27 protein-coding genes and 2 pseudogenes are annotated in these 21,656 nt (G+C 65.7%); 17 read left to right on the forward strand and 12 right to left on the reverse strand.

Features of this window, described 5'->3' with window-relative positions; genetic code table 11:
• Positions 1–9 precede the first annotated feature (9 nt).
• The 6 genes from paaC to ACFXHE_RS39725 all read left to right on the forward strand — a co-directional run bounded on the left by paaC (position 10) and on the right by ACFXHE_RS39725 (position 5,736).
• The gene (gene paaC, locus ACFXHE_RS39700; RefSeq protein ID WP_379390185.1) at positions 10–927 is read left to right on the forward strand and encodes a 1,2-phenylacetyl-CoA epoxidase subunit PaaC; all 918 of its coding nucleotides are present in this window, start codon (positions 10–12) and stop codon (positions 925–927) included.
• Entirely contained in the window at positions 921–1,442 is a 522-nt protein-coding gene (paaD, locus tag ACFXHE_RS39705) for a 1,2-phenylacetyl-CoA epoxidase subunit PaaD (protein WP_379390187.1), read from the forward strand. Before paaC ends, paaD begins: the two co-directional genes overlap by 7 nt.
• Before the next feature lies 1 nt (position 1,443).
• Positions 1,444–2,532, forward strand: a complete 1,089-nt coding sequence (gene paaE / locus ACFXHE_RS39710) for a 1,2-phenylacetyl-CoA epoxidase subunit PaaE (protein ID WP_379390189.1) — start codon at positions 1,444–1,446, stop codon at positions 2,530–2,532.
• A 24-nt stretch (positions 2,533–2,556) separates the two neighbouring features.
• Positions 2,557–3,867 (forward strand): phenylacetate--CoA ligase PaaK, encoded by a 1,311-nt coding sequence (gene paaK, locus ACFXHE_RS39715; protein WP_379390191.1) that lies wholly within the window; start codon positions 2,557–2,559, stop codon positions 3,865–3,867.
• 21 nt (positions 3,868–3,888) lie between these two features.
• Positions 3,889–4,314: a hydroxyphenylacetyl-CoA thioesterase PaaI gene (gene paaI, locus ACFXHE_RS39720; protein ID WP_379390193.1), complete on the forward strand. Its 426-nt coding sequence runs from the start codon at positions 3,889–3,891 to the stop codon at positions 4,312–4,314.
• A gap of 402 nt (positions 4,315–4,716) precedes the next feature.
• Complete coding sequence (locus ACFXHE_RS39725; protein WP_379390195.1) at positions 4,717–5,736, forward strand: alcohol dehydrogenase; 1,020 nt, start codon at positions 4,717–4,719, stop codon at positions 5,734–5,736.
• Positions 5,737–5,816: 80 nt separating this feature from the next.
• Here ACFXHE_RS39725 and ACFXHE_RS39730 read toward each other — a convergent pair.
• From ACFXHE_RS39730 to ACFXHE_RS39745, 4 genes and pseudogenes are all read right to left on the reverse strand, one after another.
• Positions 5,817–6,062, reverse strand: a pseudogene (locus tag ACFXHE_RS39730) (ATP-dependent DNA ligase); the annotation flags it as partial.
• Between the two features lie 24 nt (positions 6,063–6,086).
• Positions 6,087–6,461 carry a hypothetical protein gene (locus ACFXHE_RS39735; protein ID WP_379390197.1) on the reverse strand — a complete coding sequence of 125 codons (375 nt, stop codon included), beginning with the start codon at positions 6,459–6,461 and terminating at the stop codon, positions 6,087–6,089.
• 100 nt (positions 6,462–6,561) lie between these two features.
• Positions 6,562–6,687 (reverse strand): annotated as a pseudogene (locus tag ACFXHE_RS39740) (macro domain-containing protein); the annotation flags it as partial.
• A 507-nt stretch (positions 6,688–7,194) separates the two neighbouring features.
• Positions 7,195–7,647: a transposase gene (locus tag ACFXHE_RS39745; protein ID WP_379390199.1), complete on the reverse strand. Its 453-nt coding sequence runs from the start codon at positions 7,645–7,647 to the stop codon at positions 7,195–7,197.
• A 500-nt stretch (positions 7,648–8,147) separates the two neighbouring features.
• Between ACFXHE_RS39745 and ACFXHE_RS39750 the strand changes: the two genes are divergently transcribed.
• Entirely contained in the window at positions 8,148–8,822 is a 675-nt protein-coding gene (locus ACFXHE_RS39750; RefSeq protein ID WP_379390242.1) for a DUF3558 family protein, read from the forward strand.
• Between the two features lie 52 nt (positions 8,823–8,874).
• The gene (locus ACFXHE_RS39755; RefSeq protein WP_379390201.1) at positions 8,875–9,096 is read left to right on the forward strand and encodes a hypothetical protein; all 222 of its coding nucleotides are present in this window, start codon (positions 8,875–8,877) and stop codon (positions 9,094–9,096) included.
• 119 nt (positions 9,097–9,215) lie between these two features.
• Here the strand turns inward: ACFXHE_RS39755 and ACFXHE_RS39760 are convergent, their stop codons facing one another.
• The 4 genes from ACFXHE_RS39760 to ACFXHE_RS39775 all read right to left on the reverse strand — a co-directional run bounded on the left by ACFXHE_RS39760 (position 9,216) and on the right by ACFXHE_RS39775 (position 11,877).
• Entirely contained in the window at positions 9,216–9,638 is a 423-nt protein-coding gene (locus ACFXHE_RS39760) for a recombinase family protein (RefSeq protein ID WP_379390203.1), read from the reverse strand.
• Positions 9,551–10,018, reverse strand: a complete 468-nt coding sequence (locus ACFXHE_RS39765; protein ID WP_379390205.1) for a MarR family winged helix-turn-helix transcriptional regulator — start codon at positions 10,016–10,018, stop codon at positions 9,551–9,553. The genes ACFXHE_RS39760 and ACFXHE_RS39765 overlap by 88 nt, the downstream gene beginning before the upstream one ends.
• A 46-nt stretch (positions 10,019–10,064) precedes the next feature.
• Positions 10,065–10,487 carry an SRPBCC family protein gene (locus ACFXHE_RS39770; protein ID WP_379390207.1) on the reverse strand — a complete coding sequence of 141 codons (423 nt, stop codon included), beginning with the start codon at positions 10,485–10,487 and terminating at the stop codon, positions 10,065–10,067.
• 757 nt (positions 10,488–11,244) lie between these two features.
• On the reverse strand, positions 11,245–11,877 hold the full coding sequence (locus ACFXHE_RS39775) for an NAD(P)-dependent oxidoreductase (protein ID WP_379390209.1): 633 nt from the start codon (positions 11,875–11,877) through the stop codon (positions 11,245–11,247).
• A 76-nt stretch (positions 11,878–11,953) separates the two neighbouring features.
• On the opposite strand from ACFXHE_RS39775, the gene ACFXHE_RS39780 reads away from it, so the two are divergent.
• Entirely contained in the window at positions 11,954–12,526 is a 573-nt protein-coding gene (locus ACFXHE_RS39780; RefSeq protein ID WP_379390210.1) for a TetR/AcrR family transcriptional regulator, read from the forward strand.
• Between the two features lie 99 nt (positions 12,527–12,625).
• Entirely contained in the window at positions 12,626–13,180 is a 555-nt protein-coding gene (locus tag ACFXHE_RS39785) for a hypothetical protein (RefSeq protein ID WP_379390212.1), read from the forward strand.
• 1,133 nt (positions 13,181–14,313) lie between these two features.
• Here ACFXHE_RS39785 and ACFXHE_RS39790 read toward each other — a convergent pair.
• Together ACFXHE_RS39790 and ACFXHE_RS39795 are read right to left on the reverse strand one after the other, a co-directional pair.
• Complete coding sequence (locus ACFXHE_RS39790) at positions 14,314–14,697, reverse strand: hypothetical protein (RefSeq protein ID WP_379390214.1); 384 nt, start codon at positions 14,695–14,697, stop codon at positions 14,314–14,316.
• Between the two features lie 264 nt (positions 14,698–14,961).
• Entirely contained in the window at positions 14,962–15,153 is a 192-nt protein-coding gene (locus ACFXHE_RS39795) for a hypothetical protein (RefSeq protein WP_379390216.1), read from the reverse strand.
• A gap of 102 nt (positions 15,154–15,255) precedes the next feature.
• Here ACFXHE_RS39795 and ACFXHE_RS39800 point away from each other — a divergent pair, with 102 nt between their 5' ends.
• Positions 15,256–15,555 carry a hypothetical protein gene (locus tag ACFXHE_RS39800; RefSeq protein WP_379390218.1) on the forward strand — a complete coding sequence of 100 codons (300 nt, stop codon included), beginning with the start codon at positions 15,256–15,258 and terminating at the stop codon, positions 15,553–15,555.
• Positions 15,556–16,639: 1,084 nt separating this feature from the next.
• Here ACFXHE_RS39800 and ACFXHE_RS39805 read toward each other — a convergent pair.
• Complete coding sequence (locus tag ACFXHE_RS39805) at positions 16,640–17,038, reverse strand: low affinity iron permease family protein (RefSeq protein WP_379390220.1); 399 nt, start codon at positions 17,036–17,038, stop codon at positions 16,640–16,642.
• Between the two features lie 238 nt (positions 17,039–17,276).
• Here ACFXHE_RS39805 and ACFXHE_RS39810 point away from each other — a divergent pair, with 238 nt between their 5' ends.
• From ACFXHE_RS39810 to ACFXHE_RS39820, 3 genes are read left to right on the forward strand one after another with little or no spacing between them, the layout of a single operon-like run.
• On the forward strand, positions 17,277–17,846 hold the full coding sequence (locus tag ACFXHE_RS39810; protein WP_379390222.1) for a glycoside hydrolase family 9 protein: 570 nt from the start codon (positions 17,277–17,279) through the stop codon (positions 17,844–17,846).
• A complete protein-coding gene (locus ACFXHE_RS39815) occupies positions 17,847–18,218 on the forward strand; it encodes a hypothetical protein (protein ID WP_379390224.1) in 372 nt (123 codons plus the stop codon).
• Between the two features lie 4 nt (positions 18,219–18,222).
• Positions 18,223–18,930, forward strand: a complete 708-nt coding sequence (locus tag ACFXHE_RS39820) for a PAS and ANTAR domain-containing protein (RefSeq protein WP_379390226.1) — start codon at positions 18,223–18,225, stop codon at positions 18,928–18,930.
• Between the two features lie 182 nt (positions 18,931–19,112).
• Here ACFXHE_RS39820 and ACFXHE_RS39825 read toward each other — a convergent pair whose 3' ends face one another.
• Entirely contained in the window at positions 19,113–19,568 is a 456-nt protein-coding gene (locus tag ACFXHE_RS39825; protein ID WP_379390228.1) for a hypothetical protein, read from the reverse strand.
• A gap of 231 nt (positions 19,569–19,799) precedes the next feature.
• Between ACFXHE_RS39825 and ACFXHE_RS39830 the strand changes: the two genes are divergently transcribed.
• The 3 genes from ACFXHE_RS39830 to ACFXHE_RS39840 all read left to right on the forward strand — a co-directional run bounded on the left by ACFXHE_RS39830 (position 19,800) and on the right by ACFXHE_RS39840 (position 21,105).
• Entirely contained in the window at positions 19,800–20,024 is a 225-nt protein-coding gene (locus ACFXHE_RS39830) for a hypothetical protein (protein WP_379390230.1), read from the forward strand.
• A 230-nt stretch (positions 20,025–20,254) separates the two neighbouring features.
• On the forward strand, positions 20,255–20,542 hold the full coding sequence (locus ACFXHE_RS39835; protein ID WP_379390232.1) for a hypothetical protein: 288 nt from the start codon (positions 20,255–20,257) through the stop codon (positions 20,540–20,542).
• A gap of 359 nt (positions 20,543–20,901) precedes the next feature.
• Positions 20,902–21,105 carry a hypothetical protein gene (locus ACFXHE_RS39840; protein ID WP_379390234.1) on the forward strand — a complete coding sequence of 68 codons (204 nt, stop codon included), beginning with the start codon at positions 20,902–20,904 and terminating at the stop codon, positions 21,103–21,105.
• Positions 21,106–21,656 lie beyond the last annotated feature (551 nt).

The raw sequence follows: 21,656 nt of genomic DNA on the forward strand, positions 1-21,656 counted from the left end.
GGCGCCGCCATGATCGACCACGACAATCCCTTCGACGGTCTTGCCGCCGCCGATGACGACGGCCGCTGGGCCTTCGGGACCAGCTTCGACGATCCCCTGGCCGGGGTGGACACGACCGTGCCTGGGGACGCGGACGCCTCGGAGCTGGCGCGGTACTGCCTCATGCTCGCCGACGATGCCCTGATCAGCGCCCAGAGGTTGACCGAATTGGTCACGCACGCACCAGAATTGGAGGAGGAGGTCGCGCTGGCCAATATCGGCCTGGACCTGCTCGGGCAGGCGCGGCTGCTGCTGGCCCGCGCTGCGGCCGCCGATCCCGCCGTCGTGCCCCACATTTCGGATACCTCACCCATGCCGCCCGAGGACGCGCTGGCGTTCTTCCGCACCGACGCCGAATTCCGCAATGTGCGCCTGTGTGAACTCGACAATGGTGACTTCGCGCAGGCGATCACCAGGCTGCTCGTCTTCTCGACCTGGCGGCTGGCGGTCTTCGCGCGTTTGCGGGACTCCCGGGACCCGGTGCTGTCGGCAGTGGCGCACAAGGGGGTCAAGGAATTGACCTACCACCGTGATTACGCGGCCCGATGGGCGGTCGTGCTCGGCGCGGGGACCGACGAGTCGCACGGCCGGTTGGTCCGGGCGCTGGGCCAGGTCTGGCCCTTCGTTCCAGAACTGTTCAGCACCTCCGCGGACGAGACGGCGCTCGCGGCGACCGGGGTGGCCGTGGACCCGGCGCAGGTGCGCACCGAGGTCGTAGAGACCCTCACAACGATTCTTCGGGCTGCGGAAACCACTGCACCTGAGCGGGCTTCGGCCGCGACTGTCGGAGGACGCGCCGGGCGCGACGGCCTGCACACCGAAGCGCTGGGGCTGATCCTGGCCGAGATGCAGAGCGTGGCCCGAGCCCATCCGGAAGCATCATGGTGACCGCGGCCGCTACCGTCGAAGAAGATCGTGCCCGGGCGGTGGCCGCGGCGGTCGCAGACCCGGAGATGCCGATGCTCACCATCGCCGACCTCGGCGTCCTACGCGACGTGCGGGTCGAATCCGAGGGCGTGGTCGTTGTGACCATCACCCCCACCTACTCCGGGTGCCCGGCCATGGCAACCATTCGAGCCGACATCGAATACGACCTGCGCGCACACGGTTTCGTGGCCGTGCGGGTGGACACCGTGCTGTCGCCGCCATGGAGCAGCGACTGGATCACCCCCGACGGGCGGCGCAAGCTGCGCGAACACGGATACTCCCCGCCGGGCCCGGCACCGGCGCGAACCGGCGGGCCCATCCCGCTCACCCTGACCGCGCCGCCGCGCGCCGTGCGCTGCCCGTACTGCGGCTCGGCCGCGACCGAACTCGTCTCGCCGTTCTCGGCCACCGCATGCAAGGCGCTGTATCGCTGCCGCGACTGTCTCGAACCGTTCGATCATGTGAAGGAGATCTGAGGTGACCACGACAACGGCACCTACCACCGGCCGATCCCGCGCGTTCCATACGCTCGAGGTCGCGGCCGTGCAGCGCCTGTGCGACGACGCCGTCGCCGTGACCTTCGCCGTACCGGATCGGCTCGCCGACGAATTCCATTTCCGGCCGGGCCAATTCCTCACACTGCGGCGGACAGTGGACGGCGTCGAGCAGCGGCGTTCGTACTCGATCTGCGCTGCGCAGGGCGCGGCGCCCCGGGTCGGAGTGCGGGAGGTATCCGGCGGCCTGTTCTCGAACTGGCTGGTCCACGAGGTCACGCCGGGCGATCGCGTAGAGGTGCAGCCCCCGTCCGGCAGCTTCGTCGCCGACCCGGCGAGCGCTGGACGGCATCTGCTGGTGGGCGCTGGGTCCGGCATCACTCCGCTGCTGTCTATCGCCGCCTCGCTGCTCGCCAACCCCGACAGCCGGGTGACGCTGCTGTACGGCAACCGGCGCACCCGCTCGGTCATGTTCGCCGACGAGCTCGCCGACCTGAAAGACGCCTACGGCGAACGCTTCTCGCTCATCCACGTGCTGTCCCGCGAACCACGCGACGTCGAATTGTTCAGCGGCCGAATCGATGCCGACCGACTGCGTGAAATCCTCACGGCGCTGGTCGATATCGACGGTATCGACCACGCGTGGATCTGCGGGCCGCACGGCATGGTGGACGACACCGTCACCGTGCTGGCCGACTTCGGGGTGGCCGCCGATCGCGTCCACCGCGAGCTGTTCTACGCCGGTGACACCCCACCACCGCCGGAGCCCCACCGTGAACCGGGGACGACCGGGCCGAGCAGCCGGGTCACCATCACCCTCGACGGCCGATCCACCACCGCTGACCTGCCACGGGACCGGACGATTCTGGATGCTGCCGAACAGGTGCGCTCCGATCTGCCCTTCGCGTGCAAGGGCGGAGTGTGCGGCACCTGCCGCGCCAAGATCACCGACGGGGCGGCGGACATGCGGCGCAACTATGCCCTCGAGGACAGCGAAATCGCAGCGGGCTTCGTGCTCACCTGCCAGAGCTACCCGATCACCGACGCCCTCACCGTCGACTTCGACGCCTGATCACGACACCGACAGGACATTCCCTTGAGCACCGTCGCTCCCACGCCCGCCACGGTTCCCGCCGACGATATCGAATTCGCCGATCGCGACCGCATCGCCGCACTGCAACTCGAACGGCTGCGCTGGTCACTACAGCACGCCTACGACCACGTTTCCCACTACCGCACCGCATTCGACGCGGTCGGCGTGCACCCGTCGGAGCTGAGAGAACTGTCCGACCTGGCGAAATTCCCATTCACCACCAAGGCCGACCTGCGGGCCAACTATCCGTTCGGGATGTTCGCCGTTCCGCGCGAGCAGGTTTCGCGCATCCACGCCTCCTCCGGTACCACCGGCCAGCCCACTGTCGTCGGCTATACCGCCAACGATCTCGGACACTGGGCCGATCTCATCGCCCGCAGTCTGCGCGCCGCGGGCGTACGCTCCACCGACGTCGTGCACATCGCCTACGGCTACGGGCTGTTCACCGGGGGACTCGGCGCCCACTACGGCGCGGAACGACTGGGCTGCACCGTGATTCCCATGTCGGGTGGCATGACCGAGCGCCAGGTACGCCTGATCCAGGACTTCAGGCCCGACGCCATCATGGTGACGCCGTCCTACATGCTGACATTGCTCGACGCCATGACCCGCCAGGGCATCGACCCGGCATCGACGTCCCTGCGGATCGGCGTGTTCGGAGCCGAGCCGTGGACCGAGGCCATGCGCCGCGAACTCGAATCACAACTGGACATCGACGCCCTCGACATCTACGGGCTGTCCGAGGTCATCGGACCCGGCGTCGCCATGGAATGCGCGGAAACCAAAGACGGACCGCATATCTGGGAAGACCACTTCTACCCGGAAATCATCGACCCCGAGACCGGAGAAGTGCTGCCCGACGGGGCCGAAGGCGAGCTCGTGTTCACCTCCCTGACCAAGGAGGCATTCCCCGTCATCCGCTACCGCACCCGCGATATCACCCGCCTGCTGCCCGGCACCGCCCGCACCATGCGCAGAATGCAGAAAATCACCGGCCGCAGCGACGACATGATCATCCTGCGCGGCGTGAACCTGTTCCCCACCCAGATCGAGGAAATCATCCTCACCGTGCCCGCGCTCGCACCCCAATTCCATTGCGTACTGGACCGACCCGGCCGGATGGATCAGCTGACCGTGCGAGTCGAAGCCCGCCCCGACACCACCACCGCGGATCGCGAGGCGGCGGCCGCGACATTGATCCAACTGATCAAGCAGCAGATCGGCGTCACCGTGGGTGTCAAGGTACTCGCGCCCGCAACCCTCGAACGATCGTCGGGCAAGGTCCGCCGCCTGATCGACAACCGCCCCCACTGAACACGTCTGAGGGAGTACACGATGAACGAACACGTCGGCGAAGATTCCACCGGAATCAACTTCGCCCGTGCAATGCTCGACGTAGATCACGCGTCGACAGACTGCGGAATTCAGTTGCTGGGCAACGGACCCGGATCGGCCACCCTCGCCATGAAGGTCACCGACGACATGCTCAACGGCCACGCCATCACCCACGGCGGCTATGTCTTCCTCCTGGCCGACAGTGCCTTCGCAGTGGCGTGCAATGGTTATGGCCGTCCCACGGTGGCCGCTGGCGCGTCGATCACCTATCTGGAGCCGACTACCGCCGGCGACGAGCTGGTCGCCGAAGCCGTCGAGCGGGCCCGCTACGGCCGCAACGGCATCTACGACGTCACCGTGCGTCGCGGTGAGATCGTCGTGGCCGAATTCCGCGGCACCAGCCGTGAGATCCGAGCTCGGTCCTGATCGTGATCTCAGCCCTCGGCGTGGCGATGGCGGAACAGGGGATCGCCGGTCTCGGCCGTACAGATGGCCACGAGTCCGTGCTGCGGGACCGCCCCCGGTTTGGTTGATCCCACTGTGGGCCCTGTCCCGAGATGGGATGACGACCGCCTCGAGCTTCAGCGCGGGAACCCCTGTGGTGTTCATTGCCATGCACTCCTTGTTCTGTTGCCAGCGGTTGCTTACGGGTTCGTCTCGACCCGGACGGGCGGGGGCATTACCCTCGAAGGTGCCCCGGCGGTCCGGCGGAGGACCGTTATGGACAGGACCGCGCTCGAGCAGTTCTGTTCGATGCCAACCGATCTCTGCAGCGATTCTGCGCGAACTGCATGGCACGCCCGCTCACAGCCGGAGGGAGTTCTTCTGATGCCCAGCATCCGATCCGTCCAGGTGGACCACCCGGACGGCGAACTGTTCTTGACCACTCGCGATATACCCGATCCAGGGCCGGGACAGGTGCGGGTCACCGTCGAAGCCTGCGGTATCTGCCACTCCGACAATGCGTTCGTCACCAATGCGTTGCCCGGCGTGACGTTCCCGCTGACGCCCGGCCACGAGATCGCAGGTCGCATCGACGCGGTCGGCGACGGCGTCGCCCGCTGGCGTCCCGGCGATCGGGTGGCCGTCGGCTGGTTCGGCGGTGCGTGCCTTTACTGCGACCACTGTCGTGACGGGGACTTCATGCATTGCGAGAACCTCCAGGTGCCGGGCTGGCAGTATCCGGGGGGCTACGCCGAAGCCGTGGTCGTGCCGGCGAGCGCGATCGCCCGCATCCCCGACGAGTTCACCGCGGTCGACGCCGGACCGATGGCCTGCGCGGGAGTGACCACCTACAACTCGCTTCGCCGTAGCCAGGCCCGGCCCGGCGATCTGGTCGCGATCCTCGGCATCGGAGGGCTCGGGCACCTCGGTGTCCAGTTCGCCGCGAAGATGGGCTTCGACACCGTCGCGATCGCACGGGGGGAGGACAAGGAACCGCTCGCTATAAAACTCGGGGCCCGGCACTACATCGACTCCACAGCCCAGGATGTCGCCGCCGAACTCCGCCGTCTCGGCGGCGCCCGCGTCGTTCAAGCCACCGCCGCGAGCTCCGAGGCGATGGGCGCCACGATCGACGGCCTGTCCACAGACGGCGAACTGATCGTCATCGGTGCGGTTCCGACGCCGATCCCGGTCAGCCCCTTCCAACTGATCTTTCAGTCCCGGGCAGTACGCGGGCACCCGGCCGGCACCGCCCGCGACATCGAACGCACCCTCGACTTCGCGGCCATCACCGGCATCCGGGCCATGGTCGAGGAGCGGCCGCTCGACGACGCGCCCGCCGCATATCGCCACGCCCTCAGTGGTAAAGCCCGGTTCCGCGTGGTCCTGACAACAGGACTGTGATCGCAGCCCGGTCGTCGGCCGGAGTCTGACCGCAAGGGCTCGAGTGGAAGGGTGGACCGGCGCAGCGGGAGTTTGCGCCATGCCTGCGAGCGCCCGGGCCGGTAGGTGCTGTCCACGCGTTTGCCGATCACGCCCTCGATGTCGTGCTCGGCGGCGACCTGCATCACGCGCGAGACCGGGGTGTCGAGGTAGGACGGCGAGAGCAGGACCGGGCCGTGGGGCAGACCCAGCCGGTCGAGGCGCTCGCGGCGTTGCAGGTAGGTCAGCGTGCGCAGGTCACGGTCGCCGAAACCCAGCAGATCGAACACGTACAGGCACGCCGGCACCGCCCTGGTGGAGTTCGTCCCGGATCAGGACCCGGACCCGCTGGACGCTGGGGCAGGGTGGCTGCTGTTGTCTACCGTGGCGCTCAGGTAGTCGATGTCCGTCACGGAGTTCCAGTCCTTGATTCCGCCTTTCCTGGGAAACTCGTCCGGACAGGAGGCACTCACCTGTTGGGTGGAGTGGCTGTTGACGAGGACCGAGATCTCGTGTGAACCGACAGTGCCCGTGCATCGCACCCGGGCTCGCACCCGGTAGGTGTCATCGGTGTCGTTGCGGCAGCTGCGCCCGAAGCACGACACCCCGTCGGCCAGGTCCTTGGCGTTCGCTACCGGGGCGAGCGCGCCAGCCGCCGCCGTGATCAGAGCGGCAGCGCTCAGACCTACCAGCATCCGTTGAGCCATGTGTGAATCAACTCCTATCGACTGTGACCCGACCCGGGATTGAGCCTGTCGCACAGGGGGTTTGGCGCGCATCGGGGCAAACCCGGAATTCGCCCGCTGACCCACCCTGATTCGTGGAGATGGCCGGGAAGGCCACGACGTCCGCCCCGAGTTCGTCTGCCATGCGCAAGGATTCGCGATGGCAGGAGGCCAGCAACGCGGAGCGGTCCTGGGTCGCCGACCACACGAGTGCCCGAAGGCGCCCAATAGGTTGCCCCCAGTCGGAGCCGTTCAGGTGGGGATTTGCGCGCTCGGCGCGAGGTGTCCCGCACCGCCCCCAGTTCGAGCGGCACGCGGCGATGGCCCGGAATGGCCAGTACTGCGACTGGCGTCCAGCGCGGGCGCAGTCGCTGACCAATACCAACCCGGCCAACGCTCGGCCCGGCAGTGGTCCTAATCCCCGGCGGCAGCGGCTGGTCATGTGGGTGTGGGTGGCTCGGCGGCGTGATGCACGACGGCGTGCCACCACGATTCGAGCCGACTCGGCTCCGGCCAGTCGGCTGTCCATCTGCGGCGGTCCTGGTGTTCCGGCCGGTTTCACCGGCAGTAGCGATTCGATTACCGCCCACAACTCGTCATCCACGATCCAGGGGCTGCCACACCGAAACATTGTGCACTGCAACAGAACCCAGCGCATGCGAGACGAACATCGCGATCGCCCGCCTGATGACTATCCGAGCGGCGGCCCGAGCTGTTAGACCAGGCACTGACCCGTTCCAGCGGACGCGCCTAGGTTCTGTCTCGAAGTGGTGAGGGCGGGCCTGTGGCCTGCCCTCACATGTGTCGCAGCTATTGGTTGATGACGGCGATATTGATGGTGGCCTGGTAGCGGACGGCGAGTTTGTCGAACCTGGTGGCCACAGCCCGATGCTGTTTGATCGGCCTGGTCCGCCGGGACCGGGATGGTTGCTCTGATTCCGTGACGGCGCAACCATTCCCGGTTACTGCGACTGGAATACGCCTTGTCGGCCAGGACCCGCTGCGGCCGCACCCGCGCCCGCCCACCACCGAGTTTCGGCACCGCGATCGCGTCCAGCACCGCCGCGAACTGCGGACTGTCACCGGCCTGACCAGCCGTGACCAGCACCGACAACACCCCGCAGCCCTGCTCACATGGGTGCTGGTCCACCCGGCCGTAGTGCAGCATGACGGCGGCGGCGCGAGATTTGCTCGCCTCTTTCTTCGCCTGGGGTTGTTCGGATTTAGATTTCGGATTTGATGGGCGCGCAGCGGAGTCGGAGGCTGCCGGTCGTGGGGAGCGCGGTGTTGCGGCAGGCTGTTTGACCTGAACTGGTGTTGAGGTTCTAGCTTTGCGTCCATGATCGACACGCACACGTCGGCGAAGACGATTCTGGTGGCCGGCGCGAAACCATCGCTTCGGTCCTCGCACTGGACCGGTGTGCCGGGGGTGAGTGCGATCGCGATGCTGGCGGCGAGCCCCAGATTTTGGGGGCCGCTAGTCCTGCTAACAGAATGAGGGGATCATCCGATGAAATGGCCATGAGTCCGAATAGGCTGGATATTCAACAACTCTCGGCGCGCGCTTGTTCGCGGCCGGATGTTCGACCAACCCCCACAGGGCGCCGATCGATCGTGGCGGCGAAGGACTCCGAGATGGCGAGAAGAGCTAGCGGGACTCTTTTCGCAATGGTGGCGTGTGGTGCAGCCGTACTGCTGGCGGGATGCGGCACCACCACCTCCGTGGACAGCTCGCCGAATCCGAGCAGGTTTGTGTCGGCGACCAGCGCCGCTGCTACCACCAGAGCCCGCACCGACGCCGGATCGGCTCGACCGCAACCCGGCCCGGTCGACGACGATGCCACGACACCCGCTGCCACAGCGCCTCCCGGCACGTCCGCGCCTGTCACTGCCGCGCCTGGAGGTCCTCTCGCTACGACGGTTTCCGCGGCCGGTGTCGTCTGGGATGCGTGCTCGATGTCGGAAACCGCCCTCGCTGCGGCCGGCTTGAATACGGCATCCAAGACACGTATGCCCACCTCGGCCCCGACCTGGCAGGCATGCAGGTGGCAATCCGCCGACCAGGCGTTCGAATTGATTCTCACCGCCACTGACGAAACAGTGGATGACCAGCTCACGCCCGGGCACTACCAGGATGTGCGCAGGACCGCGTACTACGGCCGAGATGTGATCGTGTACCGATCGGTGCAGGACACCAACAAGCTGGGGTGTTATGTCGCGACATCGGCCCCTTTCGGCAGCGTCGTGTTCACGGTTCGCAATGTGCGCGTCCAGACCGGCGATGGCGAACCTTGCGCTGAAGCCAACCGCCTCGGTGCGGCCCTGACCAGGTCATTGCCCTGATCGTGGCTGTGGCATTACTTGATTCACCGATTGAAGAACGAAAGGGAACACGATGCTTCGAAAGACGATGCTGGCCCTCACGGCAGGGATCGTGATCGTCGCCCCGACGACGGCAACCGCCGAGGCCACACCGCCGACCCCGACCGTTGTCGGCGTGCAAGATGTCGCTATCAGCACGGGGTCGGGAGCGGCGGACGCTGTGATCAATGGACTGATTGCAGCGATCTTCGGTCCCAATGATCCGTCTCAGTGCAAATTCCCGTACTGCTTCTGAGCCGTACGCGGCGGCTGGCGAACCCGCGACATCAACGCCCCGAATCCAGCTGCTCGAGCGGGAGTTGAGCCGCCGCTCTCGAGGGGTCAGTGGAGGCGGATCCGACTGGGTGTAGCGAATTATGTGGTCGCCTTGTTGAGGTGCCGGTAGATGGTGGGTCGGGTGATGCCGAACTCGGCGGCGATTTGGCTGACGGTGTAGCGACGCTTGCCGTGTTCGTCGAGTTCGTCGTACATCTGCCGAGCAAGCTGGACCTGCCGGGGGCCGGGTTTGGGTTTCTGGCCGCCGATGGGTCCGCGGGCGGCTGCCAGCCCATTGCGGGTACGTTCGGACATCAGGGCGTGCTCGAATTTGGCTATCGCGCCGAGGATTCGGAAGAACATGCGGCCGACAGCGGTGGAGATGTCGATGCCTTGGTCCAGCACGACCAGGTCCACTCTCCTATGGGACGCGGTCAATACTCGCAAGCCCGTAGCTGATGCAGCGCTTCGGTGAAACCTGGTGTGCGGTCGCGGAGGGGGCCGAAGAAGGCGCGGTCGCAAGCTTCGACCGCGCCGATGGCCCGATTGACCAGGGCCGCACCGGATTCGGTGGGAACGAGGGATTTGGCGCGGCGATCGGTGGGGTGGTCGCGGCGTTCCAGGAGGCGCTTCTGTTCCAGGGTGCGCAGCACCTGGGAGGTCATCATGGGGTCTGTGGCGGCCTGGTCGGCGACGTCGCGCTGGGTGACCGGCTCGCCGGCCGATCGGCCGGCGAGCCAGGTCAGGGCGGCGAGCAGGACGAACTGGACATGCGTGAGGTCGAAAGGGGTCAGCGCTGCACGGTGTGCGGCCTGCCAGCGGTTGGTCACCTGCCAGAGCAACAGGCCGAGGCTTTCGTCGGCATGGTCGAATTTGCTGCGAGCTACCTCCCAAGCCGCCATTGGCCCACCATCGCGGGGGAGACGACGGCGAGCCAGTACCTGGTGCTCATACCAGCACCGCCTCAGCGGCGGCGACCAGCGCGTCGACATCGCCCTGCAGCGACTTGGCGAGATTGGCGCCCATGATCTTGGTCCAGAGTCCACGCAGCGGGCCGTCCATGGAGATGCGAACTGTGACCGTGGTGCGCTCACCGTCGGTGGTGACCTGGTGGGCGAAGATCAGCCGTGCGCCGATCAGCTTGGACGAGTCGATGAATTCGGTGTCGGTGAGCTTGGTGACGACGAACTTGGTCTTGGGGCCGCCCTTGGGCTTGATGACGCCGGTCGCGCCCTGCTCGAACTTGCCGTCGAGCTTGGCCCATTCGGTGTCCTGGTTCCACTCGTGCCAGGTGGCCATGTCGGCCCACTTGGTGAAGAAGGCGGCGGGGGTGGCGGTCGAGGTGGCGGAGGCTTCGGCGATCTGCGTCATGTGACTAGTATGCGCGCTTACTATCTTTGCCGTCAACCCCTGATCTTGGATTGGATTCCCAGGCAACTTCGACCAGCTCACAACTGACCCCCGTGCTGGGACATAGTCGGTCAGTCGCTTGCGGTCCCAGCCGCCGCGCGTGTTCGGTCCCAGACACGGCGGGGATCGGAATTACGTTGTCGCAGAGACGAATCCGTGCCATGTCTGTCTCTCTCAGTAGGACTGGGATTGCAAACAGTGCTCGGCCTTCACGAGTCGTCCGCGATCGGTGTCTGCCGGTGCCGGTGTTGGTGTCGGTGTCGACTCCGGTGAACTGCCGCACCCCGCTGTGAGGGTCGAGGTCCCGAACAGCAGTGCGGCGCCGGCGATTCCCGCTGTCACCCGGATTCGTCGGGCTCGCGGAGGGCGGTGAGTCTCTGTGGTCGTGCCGAAAGCTCATCGCTGTGGACCAGATCGGATCAATCACTCCCGGGAGTAATCGCACTCCGAACCTCACTCGCGAGTATGAGACCCGTCGGCAACACACCCGATCCGGGCGAGGACTCCTGACCGGGCGAGGCTCCGACAGCGAACAGGTTCGTGCTCGCTGTCGGAGCCGACGCCGGCCTGCCGGTCCTGCGCCACACCTACCGGCCAGACGATCGCGCTGCAGGGCGGATGGGCACCAATCATCTAAATATCTGGTGCACATGCCAGCGTGGATGTGACCAGCTCGTCGTGCCATCGTCGGTCGGTAGTGTGGCAGCCCGTGGCTGGGTCAGTTGGCTACGTTGATGTGTGCACGGTACGCATCGGGTGTGGTGATGAGGTCGATCAGGCATGTTGCGAGATCGCTTCGGGTAATCCGGATTCCGAAGGTGACGTTGCGTTCGATCGCGGTGCGGTATGCCCCCTTGCGCGGGTTGTCGGTCAGTTGGGGTGCGCGGACGATTGTCCAGTCCAGCCGGGTGCGGCGCACGGCTTCCTCGGCGTTGGCCATGTCGATCAGACTGTGCCGCAACAACGGTCGCAGAATCAGTGGTTTGACGACATACCGGGTGAACGGGTCGTCACCGGGGCCAGGAGTTCGCGCGCTGTTGCTGACGATGAGCAGTCGGGACGTTCCGGTGGCCTCCATCGCTGTGCAGATCGACCGCGCCGCGTCGGTCACCACGCTGGTCGGTCCCGGTTCCCGCGGCCCTATCGTGTCCAGCACTGCATCCGCTCCGGCGACTGCGGTTTCGATGTCGGTGGGGCTCATGGCATTCGCGGTGATCACCGTCAGGTTCGAGTCGACTGGCAGTGAATGGTCGCCGCGGACCACGGCGGTCACGGCATGTCCGGCGGTGAGTGCCTGCCTGACCAGGTTGCTGCCCGTCCCCCCGCTTGCGCCGAAGACCGTCAATCGCATGTCACGCCTCCAAGGTGAGTGAATTTTTACTAACCTATAGTGGGTGGGGATTCACTCACTGTCAATGGGAGGTTCGATGGGCGCACGGGACCGCATTCTGGACGCGGCGGCCGACATCATGCGCGAACGCGGTGTCGCACGTGCTACCACCAAGGAGATCGCCAGGGCTGCGGGCTATTCGGAAGCGACTCTCTACAAGAACTTTCGCGACAAGGAAGAGCTGATCGTCGAAGTGCTGCGCGAACGCATGCCCACGTTGTCCGGCCTGTCCGCGCAGCCGGGAAACGCGACGGTCGAGGACAATCTGTTCGCTGTCGCACGCGCTGCGGCCACCTTCTATCAGCGGGCCCTGCCGTTGTTCGGTGGCCTCCTCGCCGAACACACACGCCTCGCCGCGCACCGCGAGGCCATGAGCCGCTACGGCGCCGGGCCCGGGCATGCCATCAACGGAATCACCGAATACTTGCGCGCCGAGCAGAAATTGGGCCGCGTCGACGCTGCTGCAGACGTGGAGATCGCCGCAACGCTGCTCGACGGCGCCTGCTTCCATCAGGCATTCCTGCGCTACTACGCCGAAGGCCCGGACGCCGGGCCGATAGCCGACGACACGGTCCGCCGCATCGCTCATGCGATAACCCGGACGTTGTAAAACCACGCCCACAGCCGCACCTACTCGGGATCCGGTGGAACCGGATCTCATCGCGCCGATGATCGGCTCAATATCGCAATACTGCGTGTCACGGCCGCGATGGTCGCGCGGAATCCGACCGGCTGGCAATTTCATCGCCTGCGTCTCGAGCCGATGTTGCTGGTCGGCCGCCCGGGCGATCCGCCGAAGGCCTCGGCCTCCCTGTTCGAACGCCCCGTGGAGGTCTTCGCCGACACGCCCGCATCCGGGCTGTACAACGCGCACGGCGACTATCTCACGACCTTCGAACGCCACGCCGGGATGCCGATGCGATGGCTGGGTAACCCCGGTACCTTCGGGCACTGCCTGGCCGCCGTGCACCGTGCCACCGATTCGGGCTATGTCCTCGAATTCGAAAGCTACGCAGCACGATACGCAGATTCGGGAATACCGATTCACCACCCTGCTGAGCTGCAGCCGTACTACCCCTGGTGCATCGCATGGCGCGACGAACCCCACAGCGCGGCCGTCGCGAACTTCCTCGGAATCGCCGAACACACTGCCCGACAGCACAACTGGCACCTCCCGCCCCACCATTCGGTGCAGCCTTGGGTGCCGCCCGACGAGCCGACCGATTCGTCCCAGGCCGCGGCCGCGGCCGTGAAGGTCAGCTGACCGTCACGTTGTCGAGGTCGATCGAGACCAGGACCGGATCTTCGATGCGGTGCCCGGTTGCGTCGCGGCCGTAGACGACCCGGCTGGTGGGTATGACGATGCCGTCGACTGTCTGAAAGTCGCTCGAGTAATGGGCGGCAGGCGAATTCGACGAGATCTCGACGGCGGATCGCGCCTGCGGATCAGGCCGTCGGGATCGATGTAGAGGACCTGTTTCGGGCTGTGGGTGGCGATGGTGTCCGGGTACTGCACGCCAAGTCGCCGCCAGGTCTCGCCTTGCTCGTGCCAGGTGCTCAGCTGTTCGGTGTACACGCCGGGCAGGGTGAGCGAATAGGGCTCGGACAGGTAGGTCCACATCGCGTATCCCGAGAAATAGGTCAATTGCAAGGTCGAGCGTCATCGACGTCCACGCCCGGCTGACCCGAGCCGGTGATCCGGGCGGTCATCTGTGATTGCCCGGCGATCATGCTGGGCTCAGCGCTGGCCGCGGCTGTTCTGCGTAAACGGCTTCTCCGCTACGGAAAACGCGCTGACATGGTGCGCTTCTGCGGCGAACTCGACGAGGCTGAGTGGCGGGTCCCGAGCCGGGCGGCGGGCTGGCGGGTCCAACGTCGTGGCCCCTGAGCACAACTGACCTTTCCCCGCAGTTCAGGCCACCTCTGGTTGATCTATGTCACCCCAGGCATTCCTGATCATTTTGTGGAGAGAGCCGCGTTCGCTGTGGCTGGGCTGGTGGGGAACCGCTACCGGGCGGACGACTACTACGAGGTGGGGCGGGAGAAGATCCGCGAGTACTCGCAAGCGGTGCAGGATTTCCACACCCGGCGCACTGGAGCGAAGAGGCTGCCCGCCGGCACGCGGCGATCTGTGAATTATGCCGGGGTCTCCGGGGACGAACCCTCATCCATGCGCGCTATCCGCTGGCCATCGACCCGATGTCATCGCCTGAACCGGCCGAAACACTGCTGAAGGACGCTCGAAGCGCAATACCGCGTACACGATCGCTGGTCCTAGCTGGAGCCGCGAACAACACTCGGCTGCGAACTCGCGCGCTGTCAGCTGACTGCACTCCAGTCGGCGGTACCCGATGGTGAGATCTGATCAGCCTGAGAGGCGAGCGGCCGCAACCTATGTCAGGGCGTGCCCAGCGCAGTTGCGGGGACGCCGTAGGGCAGGAACCGCACGCGACGGCGCTCATCGGTATTGTCGCGATGCGCACGCAAGGCCTCGAGCTCACTCGGAAAAACCTGCTCGACCCTGGCTTCGCCGGCGTCGTCGATGCTGTAGATGACCCACACTCCGCTGCCGGTCTCGCCGGTGGTCTCGCCCTCCGGCTTCGGCGGCCGCGTACGCTCCGGCTGACCGAACTGACCGAGCAGCGACGCCAGCGTACTCACACTTGCGCGATCGATGTACTCGCCGGCCTTTCCGAGGAGGTCGCGGAATTCGATCCCCACCTCCCGTAACGCGCGTTCGAATTCTTCCGGATCGATCCCGAAAGGCCTGTCGGCTGCCATCACGTTGCTCCTGGAGACGAATTCGGCGCTACGTCCTCAGTGTCCTCGCGCACCCCCGAATTCGCCACGGCTGGCAATAGATCATGGCCCGACGTGGCGAACTCGTCTCACCTGATCGGCTGTGCCAGGCCGCGTGTCTGCCAGGAAGGGAGTACGTGTTGTCGCGCAAGGGCGCGATGGGGGAGGTCCTCAGCAGCTCGACGATGGTTGCACTTCGGGCTCGGCGTTGGCATGGTGCTGCTCGGAGTGTAGTGCGGCGATGGGCTACCAGCGCGGCACGGGCCTATCGGCGGCACTTCGCTGCCCTGAGGAGTCGAACCCTCGAAGCGCCACGATCCGCACGATCTTCACCGCGCCGTCGGACTTGCTCTGGAACATCCCCGCACACTTGGCCGCATCGTCGAGCGCCGGCCAGTCGTCCTCGCCCACCCTGACCACGATGTCCCTGCTCGCCATCCGGCCACCGCTAGACCCGTCGAGGATCCGACCACCAGCACGGACGGTCCCGCGCGGCGTGTCCAGGCCCGGCCCGGGCCCGGCGCGACGATGATGTCGGTCATGACCGATTCCGACAGCGTGACACGGTCAGCCTCCACCTGGCCGCCCACACCGCCCGAGCACGAGACCAGCACCCGTCATCAGCACGCGGCCTGGCAGCTCGCCGGCCACGAAGTCGACCTCTACTCCGAACGCGAACTCCAACAGGTCCTGTTCGAGGAACTCGCCCTGCCCGCCACCCCGGACCACACCACCGACACCCCGTCCCTGGCAGCGTTACGGCGACGACACCCACACCCATTTCTCGACCACCTGCTGGCTTACCGCGCCGAACGCGCTGCCGCCGGAGACCTCGGCTGACCAGACCGCCACCGACTCTCTGCCCGCAGACCAGTCGCCAGCCCCTGCTCACCGCTGTCGGCGGTGCGCGCTGTGACGCGTCCATCTGTCATGGACCGGGCGACCGGCTCGATCACTGTTCCAGCGGCTGTTGTCGTCCGGCGCCGCCAACAACACGCGCACACCACCACAGATCGCCCGCCAACGACGCACGAGCGAAGCCTTGCTGGTTTCGGTTCTCATAACCAACCATCGCGATCAGATGGACAAGGGTCTCGCCCCAGCGTCGCGGGAGTGCACGTGGGGCGCGACCCTCGTATCGGCTCGGACACTCGGGTCGCGTGCTGCGCCGACACCTCAGCACACACCCAACAAGGCTGCTGGCATAACCGCTCGGTGCCCGATCGTGGCCGACCAATGGCGAACTTGTTACCGACTTCGCCCACCCACCGTGGGCGCATGCCCTCGATGGCTTGCGTGCCAAGCACTGCTTGTGCTAATGCTCGGCCAAGGCCTTCCTGGGCGCCTGGTTCTACGGTTCTCCCGACCCTGAAACCGGCGCCAAAACCCCTTCACCCCTGGCGCCGCACCTACGCCCCTGGCCGGCACCACCACTATCACCGCCAACTATGGCCCCCGAGTCACCGCCCACACCCCTGACGGCTGTGACTCGACCCTGTTTGGCCGCGGTAGCACCGCCAAACTTGACCCACCCGCCCAAACCTGCACAATCGCCAATTCCGCGGCGACCTATTGGACCATCACTGCCGACGGCACTCACCAAATTTCGGCGACCTACGGCACCAACCCCTATAACATCCGCTTCTCCACCAACGGCGTGGGCGTTGAACCAAGTCAACAGATCGACGGGCCACCCCGTTCGTGCTGCCGCCATCGGTACTGGGCAAAATGCGATTCATCCATGAGTTGATCGCGACAACCTCGCTGGTCGCCCGTGACGCACGGTTGGTCCAGCCGTGAGCAAGATAGGGATTGGGCAGGACTCGGTCAGCGTGAGGGCCGGGTCAGAGACGAAGGCGCACGGTGGGCCGATCCGGATGGTCGACGGGATGTGGCCGCTGAGGACTCCCCGTACAACCACATCTCAGTGGCGCTCTTCGAGTCCAACAGCTTCGCGCAGCCGATCCGCGGCCGTTCGAAGCTCGGGATCGTTGAATGCCGATGACGCCAGCAGCGAGGCCAGCGCCTCGGCGATGATGTTGAGTTTCTCTTGCGCGGCCTCGCTTGCGCGGCGGCTGGCGTTCTCGAGCAGCACCACCAACAGCAGCGTGAAAACGCTCGCAATGGTATGGATGGCAACTTGCCAGGTCTTGAGGTCGGTCCACCATGGAAAGCTGATCAGCCACGCCATGACGATCCCGGCACAGACGAAGAAGAACGGAGCCTGACTCACTCGCAACGCGGCCTGCCCGACGAACCGTTCAAACGGCGACCGGTGATCATCTCCGCCACGACTTGGTGCGGCCTCGCTGTGTCGCTCCATCATCGGAAGTTTAGTGGGCGGGTGTCGGGGCTCGAAGGCGAAGCAACCAGGTCGGCTACATCGTCGGGCAGGCAAAACAGGCGTTCGTCTGGCCGCCAAGGCATTAGGCGACGCACGAGCCGGCGACTGGCAGCGCCAGGGGACCCGTTGGGCAAAGCAGTACATCGACTCCGACACCAAAGGCACTCTCGGCGTCGCCGACGTCAGCGCACTCGCCCACGCGGACCTGCTTACTATCGTGAAGGCGGACAGTGAGAACGCCGCAGAGCTGCAAGGTGACCTGCGCCGGCAGTTGGACGACGGGGTGAGCCGGGCCACCGAGGACCCCTTTGCGGCCGGTGCGGTTTACACCGACTTCGACTCGGTACCACACACTTTCGGCCTGGTGGCCACCGCACAGCTGTATGGGAAGGTCACCGGCGACCATCGCTACGACGAGTTCAGCGTGCAACAGCGTGGCTGGGCACTGGGCGCCAACTCTTGGGGCAGCACCTTCGTGATCGGCGCAGGCGAGGTCTACCCGCACTGCCCAGAACACCAAGTGGCCAACCTCGGTGGCAGCCTCGACGGCACGGGCGAGATCCTGCGAGGCGCTGTGGTCAACGGGCCGAATGCCGCAGAAAAGCTCGACGAACTCAATACTTTCCCGACGATGAAGCGCTGTTCCTCGAATCCTGGTACGGCCTGGACCGACTTCGACGGGGGCAAGGCCCGCTTCCTCGACGACGTGGGCGCCTGGCAGACCGTGGAACCCTCGACCGACTTCACCTCCACCGCAATGCTGGCCTTCGCCTTGTCCCAGGGGTGAATGAACCGCCATCGATGGCACACCATCCAAAATCGCTTCGATGGCCGCGGACTTCCGTGGACCCATAGAAATCGCCCTTGTTGGTCCACAGGCGTTAGTTCAGAGAACGGCCCGGCTCCCGTTGACGACGACACCCGGTACGCCTACGAATGGAAGTACGACGGAATCCGCTGTCTGGCATGGATTTCCGACGGCGTGTGCCACATGGTCAGCCGTAACGGCAACTCCCTCAACGCGGCCTTCCCTGAGATCTCTCACGCCCTGCTGTCGCTGGCGGCGGGGCGGGAGATGACCCTCGACGGTGTACTGGTGGCCCCGGACCGCGACGGGGTGCCGCCATGGCTCCCGCCTGGCCGCCGGGTGCGACACTGAGGACATGACCGAGGACGACGGTGGTGCCGATGAGGCGGTGGCCTCGGTGGAGAAGGTGGTCGGCGCCGGCAGCGCACTGCAAGCGGGTTGGTTCCGGTTCCAGTTCGCCGACCAACGCTGGGAGTGGTCCGACGAGGTGGCCCGCATGCACGGCTACGCTCCCGGCGAAGTGACCCCGACCACGGAACTGCTGCTGTCGCACAAACATCCCGATGACCGCGACCGAGTGGAAGCGGCACTGGTCACCTCGGTGCGCGACCACGCCCCGTTCTCCAGCCGCCACCGCATCATCGACACCCACGGCACCGAGCACTACGTCGTGGTGGTGTCGGACTCGATCACCGACGACACCGGCGCCGTGGTCGGCACCGAGGGCTACTACATCGACCTGACCGACCGCGACGCCGCACAGACCCACGCAATCCTCGACGACCTGCTGCCGCGGATACTGGAACATCGGGTGGCGATCGAGCAGGCCAAAGGAGCGCTGATGCTCGTCTACGGCATCAGCGCCGAGCAAGCGTTCCGGGTACTGGTATGGCGGTCACAGGAAACCAACATCCGCGTGCGTGATCTGGCGGCTCAACTGATCGGCGAAATCGCCACCATCCAGATATCACCGGCGACGCGCTCGCAATTTGATCACCTGCTGCTGACCCTGCACCACCAGCGCGCCCCTCGCGAACCGGTCGAACAGGATCTCGAACCCTGAACTCCGGCAGCACCGCCAACCACCAATCACTCTGCCCCGCAGCAGAACTCAGTGAGTCAGCCCTCGCCCTGGCGCTACGTCATATCCGCTTTTTCGGCGATTTGCTACCGAGACCCCTCTTGAACAGGTCAACTGATCGCACCCTGACCGGCCTCCCCCTCGGACCGAGACCCGGAACGGGTTTATCGGAGGCCGTGGACCTCGGGCCAGGCTTGCAGCGGGTCGCGGGAGTACCAGTGTCCGTCCCATTCGCGCCCTGTGTCGCAGGCGGCGTTGAAGTCCTCGTCGTCGGGCAGCTCGGGAAAATATGCGCTCAGCACGGGTCTGTCGGTGTGGAAGCGGCGGGCCCGTTCCACGCAACGTGCGGCTTGTTCGGCCTGATGGGCCCGCTTGAGGATCCGTTGTTCATCGCCGTAACCGTCGTCGAGGGGATAGTGCAGCTGGAAGTAGAAGCGCGCGATCTCGGGGTTGCGGTCATAGACCCAGTGGATCCACGCCGGGACCGCCGGCGTCGCCAGGGCCTGTTCGGCCAATCCGCTGCACGTGGTCGAACCCTCCGGGTCCCGCGACGCGGCCTCGCTGACCCGGGCCACCGCGGCACCGTCCATGGCCACCCGCTTACGCCGATTCCATTTCATAGCGAACGACTCTAACCAGCCATGGCGTGCACGAAGCGCTGCGACACAATCATGCGAACTCAACCGTGCGATTCTCGGCCCGTTCGTTGAGACCAGGCGTCGAGCCCGGTGGTTCGGTTCGTTTCGGTTCCCCGCGAATCTGGACGTCCCAGCTAACTTTCCGCGTACGCTTATGCGCTGGATCGATGACGAACGAAGGCGTCGCTGAACCAACCGGCAGAGGAGACGGGTATGGACCAGCAGCAGTTCATCGCCACCCGGCGGGAGTTCGACGAGATCGATACGGACAAGGACGGTTTCATCACCTTCGATGAAGCCATCCAGTGGGGTATGGCCCAGGACAGGGAAGTGCGGGCGGTCCTTGGGCGCAAGATTCAGCAAGACCGCATCTGGGAGGATGGTCAGGTCTCCTTCGTGGAGTTCCTGCGCTACAAGGAGCTGACCAACGACTCCTAGCCCGCGTGTGAAACGTCGGCAGCTGCCGTGACGGTCCGATTGCTGCTCGAGCGGGGTGGATCAGGAGAGTCTGCGGGCCGATCCACCCGTCCGCCGAGCACGATGCACCGTTCGAGTTGGCGAATCGGGGCGCCGGTTCCGGAGTCGTGTACTAGTGACCCCGGCCGGATGATCCAACGTGAGAATGCGGCGAGGGGGAGTGAACACGCGCAAAGTCCGAGGCCGAGAACGTGATCAGCCTGTACACACCCACCTCGGCGCAAACCTGGTCGGCCACACTCACCCTCGCGCAGGTGACCCTTGCCCGCGCAGACCTGCACCTCACCGGCCCCGATGCCGCACTGGCCCACCTGGAGCCGGTGCTGGCAATACCTGCCCGACAACGCATCCCGCAGGTCGAATCCGCGCTGAACGGCATCAGGTCCGATCTGGCGGGGTTGGCCGCCACACCGGACCGGCGCACACTCGGCGAGGCCGTACGCGCCTTCACGCCGAGAAAGGAACCCGATGAGCAGTGACAATGCGATCGAACGCGCGCACCGGCTGCTCGCACCACGCATCGCCTTCCTGATCGGAACCGTGAGCGCGGACAAGACACCGAACCTGATTCCGATCTCGAATCTCACCTCGGTGTCCACCCAGCCGCAGCAGATCGCGCTCGCGGTATACAAACAGTGGTCAACATATGAAACCCTGCAGCCTGCAGCAGGATTCACGGTGCCGTGCCAGTGTTCGATCAGCTCGAAGCGGTGTGGAAGCTCGGCGCCCGCTACTCCCACTTCCCCGCAGCCGGGCCCGCCGAGAAACTGTCAGCCAGCGGGCTGACGCTGGATCACCAGGCGTCGGAGTACGGGCCCGTCGTGTCGTCTGGAATCGGATGGATGAGCTGCCGCACCATCACCCGCCTGGATCTCGGTGGCGACCACGGATCGTCATCGGCCAGGCCGAACAGGTCTGGTTCAACCCGGACTATCTGGAATCTGATGGCACACCGCGCGGAAATCCACACCCGGTGATGCAGCAAACCGGCAACCAATTCACGTCGACAGCAGACGAATTCACATCCATCCCGTACTACTGAGCACGCGTCAGCGGCGGCGCCCGGCGACTCCGCACTGTCCACCGATGCTGTCGCGCGTCTGCCTGCCAAGCTGGAGGTCTTCGCGCCCGCGGCCACAGCGGGCAGAATGTCGGTCGCCAGGTGCACCGCGGCGTCGAGTGCGCCGCGTGACCAGGTTGACCCAGGTTCCCATTGCACCCACTCCGCTACCAGCCCTTCCAGCGAGGGGTGTGTGCCGAGGCCGATACGGCCGGTGATGACTCGCTGCGCGATCGGTTCGGCGCGTAACTGCTTCCATTCAAAACCGACGAACACGGCGTTTACGCCGAACCGCTGCGAGACGTCCGGCTCGGTGATCGCGCCGTATACCGGTGCCGGATTCCTGGGGGGTGATCGTGTCGGGAAGGAAGCGGATCAGGCACGTCGTTGTCGCCTAACTCGTTGACGAATTTCTTTGCAGCACAGGGGGATCGGAACTGTGGTGTTAGCCGGGGACGTAAGCGGTCGAGGAGTCGGGGTAGGCGCGCCACGCCCATGACAGCGAGTCCAGCAGGTTGCGTTTGAGCGTGCGC

The sequence above is a fragment of the Nocardia sp. NPDC059229 genome, assembly GCF_042754165.1.
In the GTDB taxonomy this organism is placed as follows: Bacteria; Actinomycetota; Actinomycetes; order Mycobacteriales; family Mycobacteriaceae; genus Nocardia.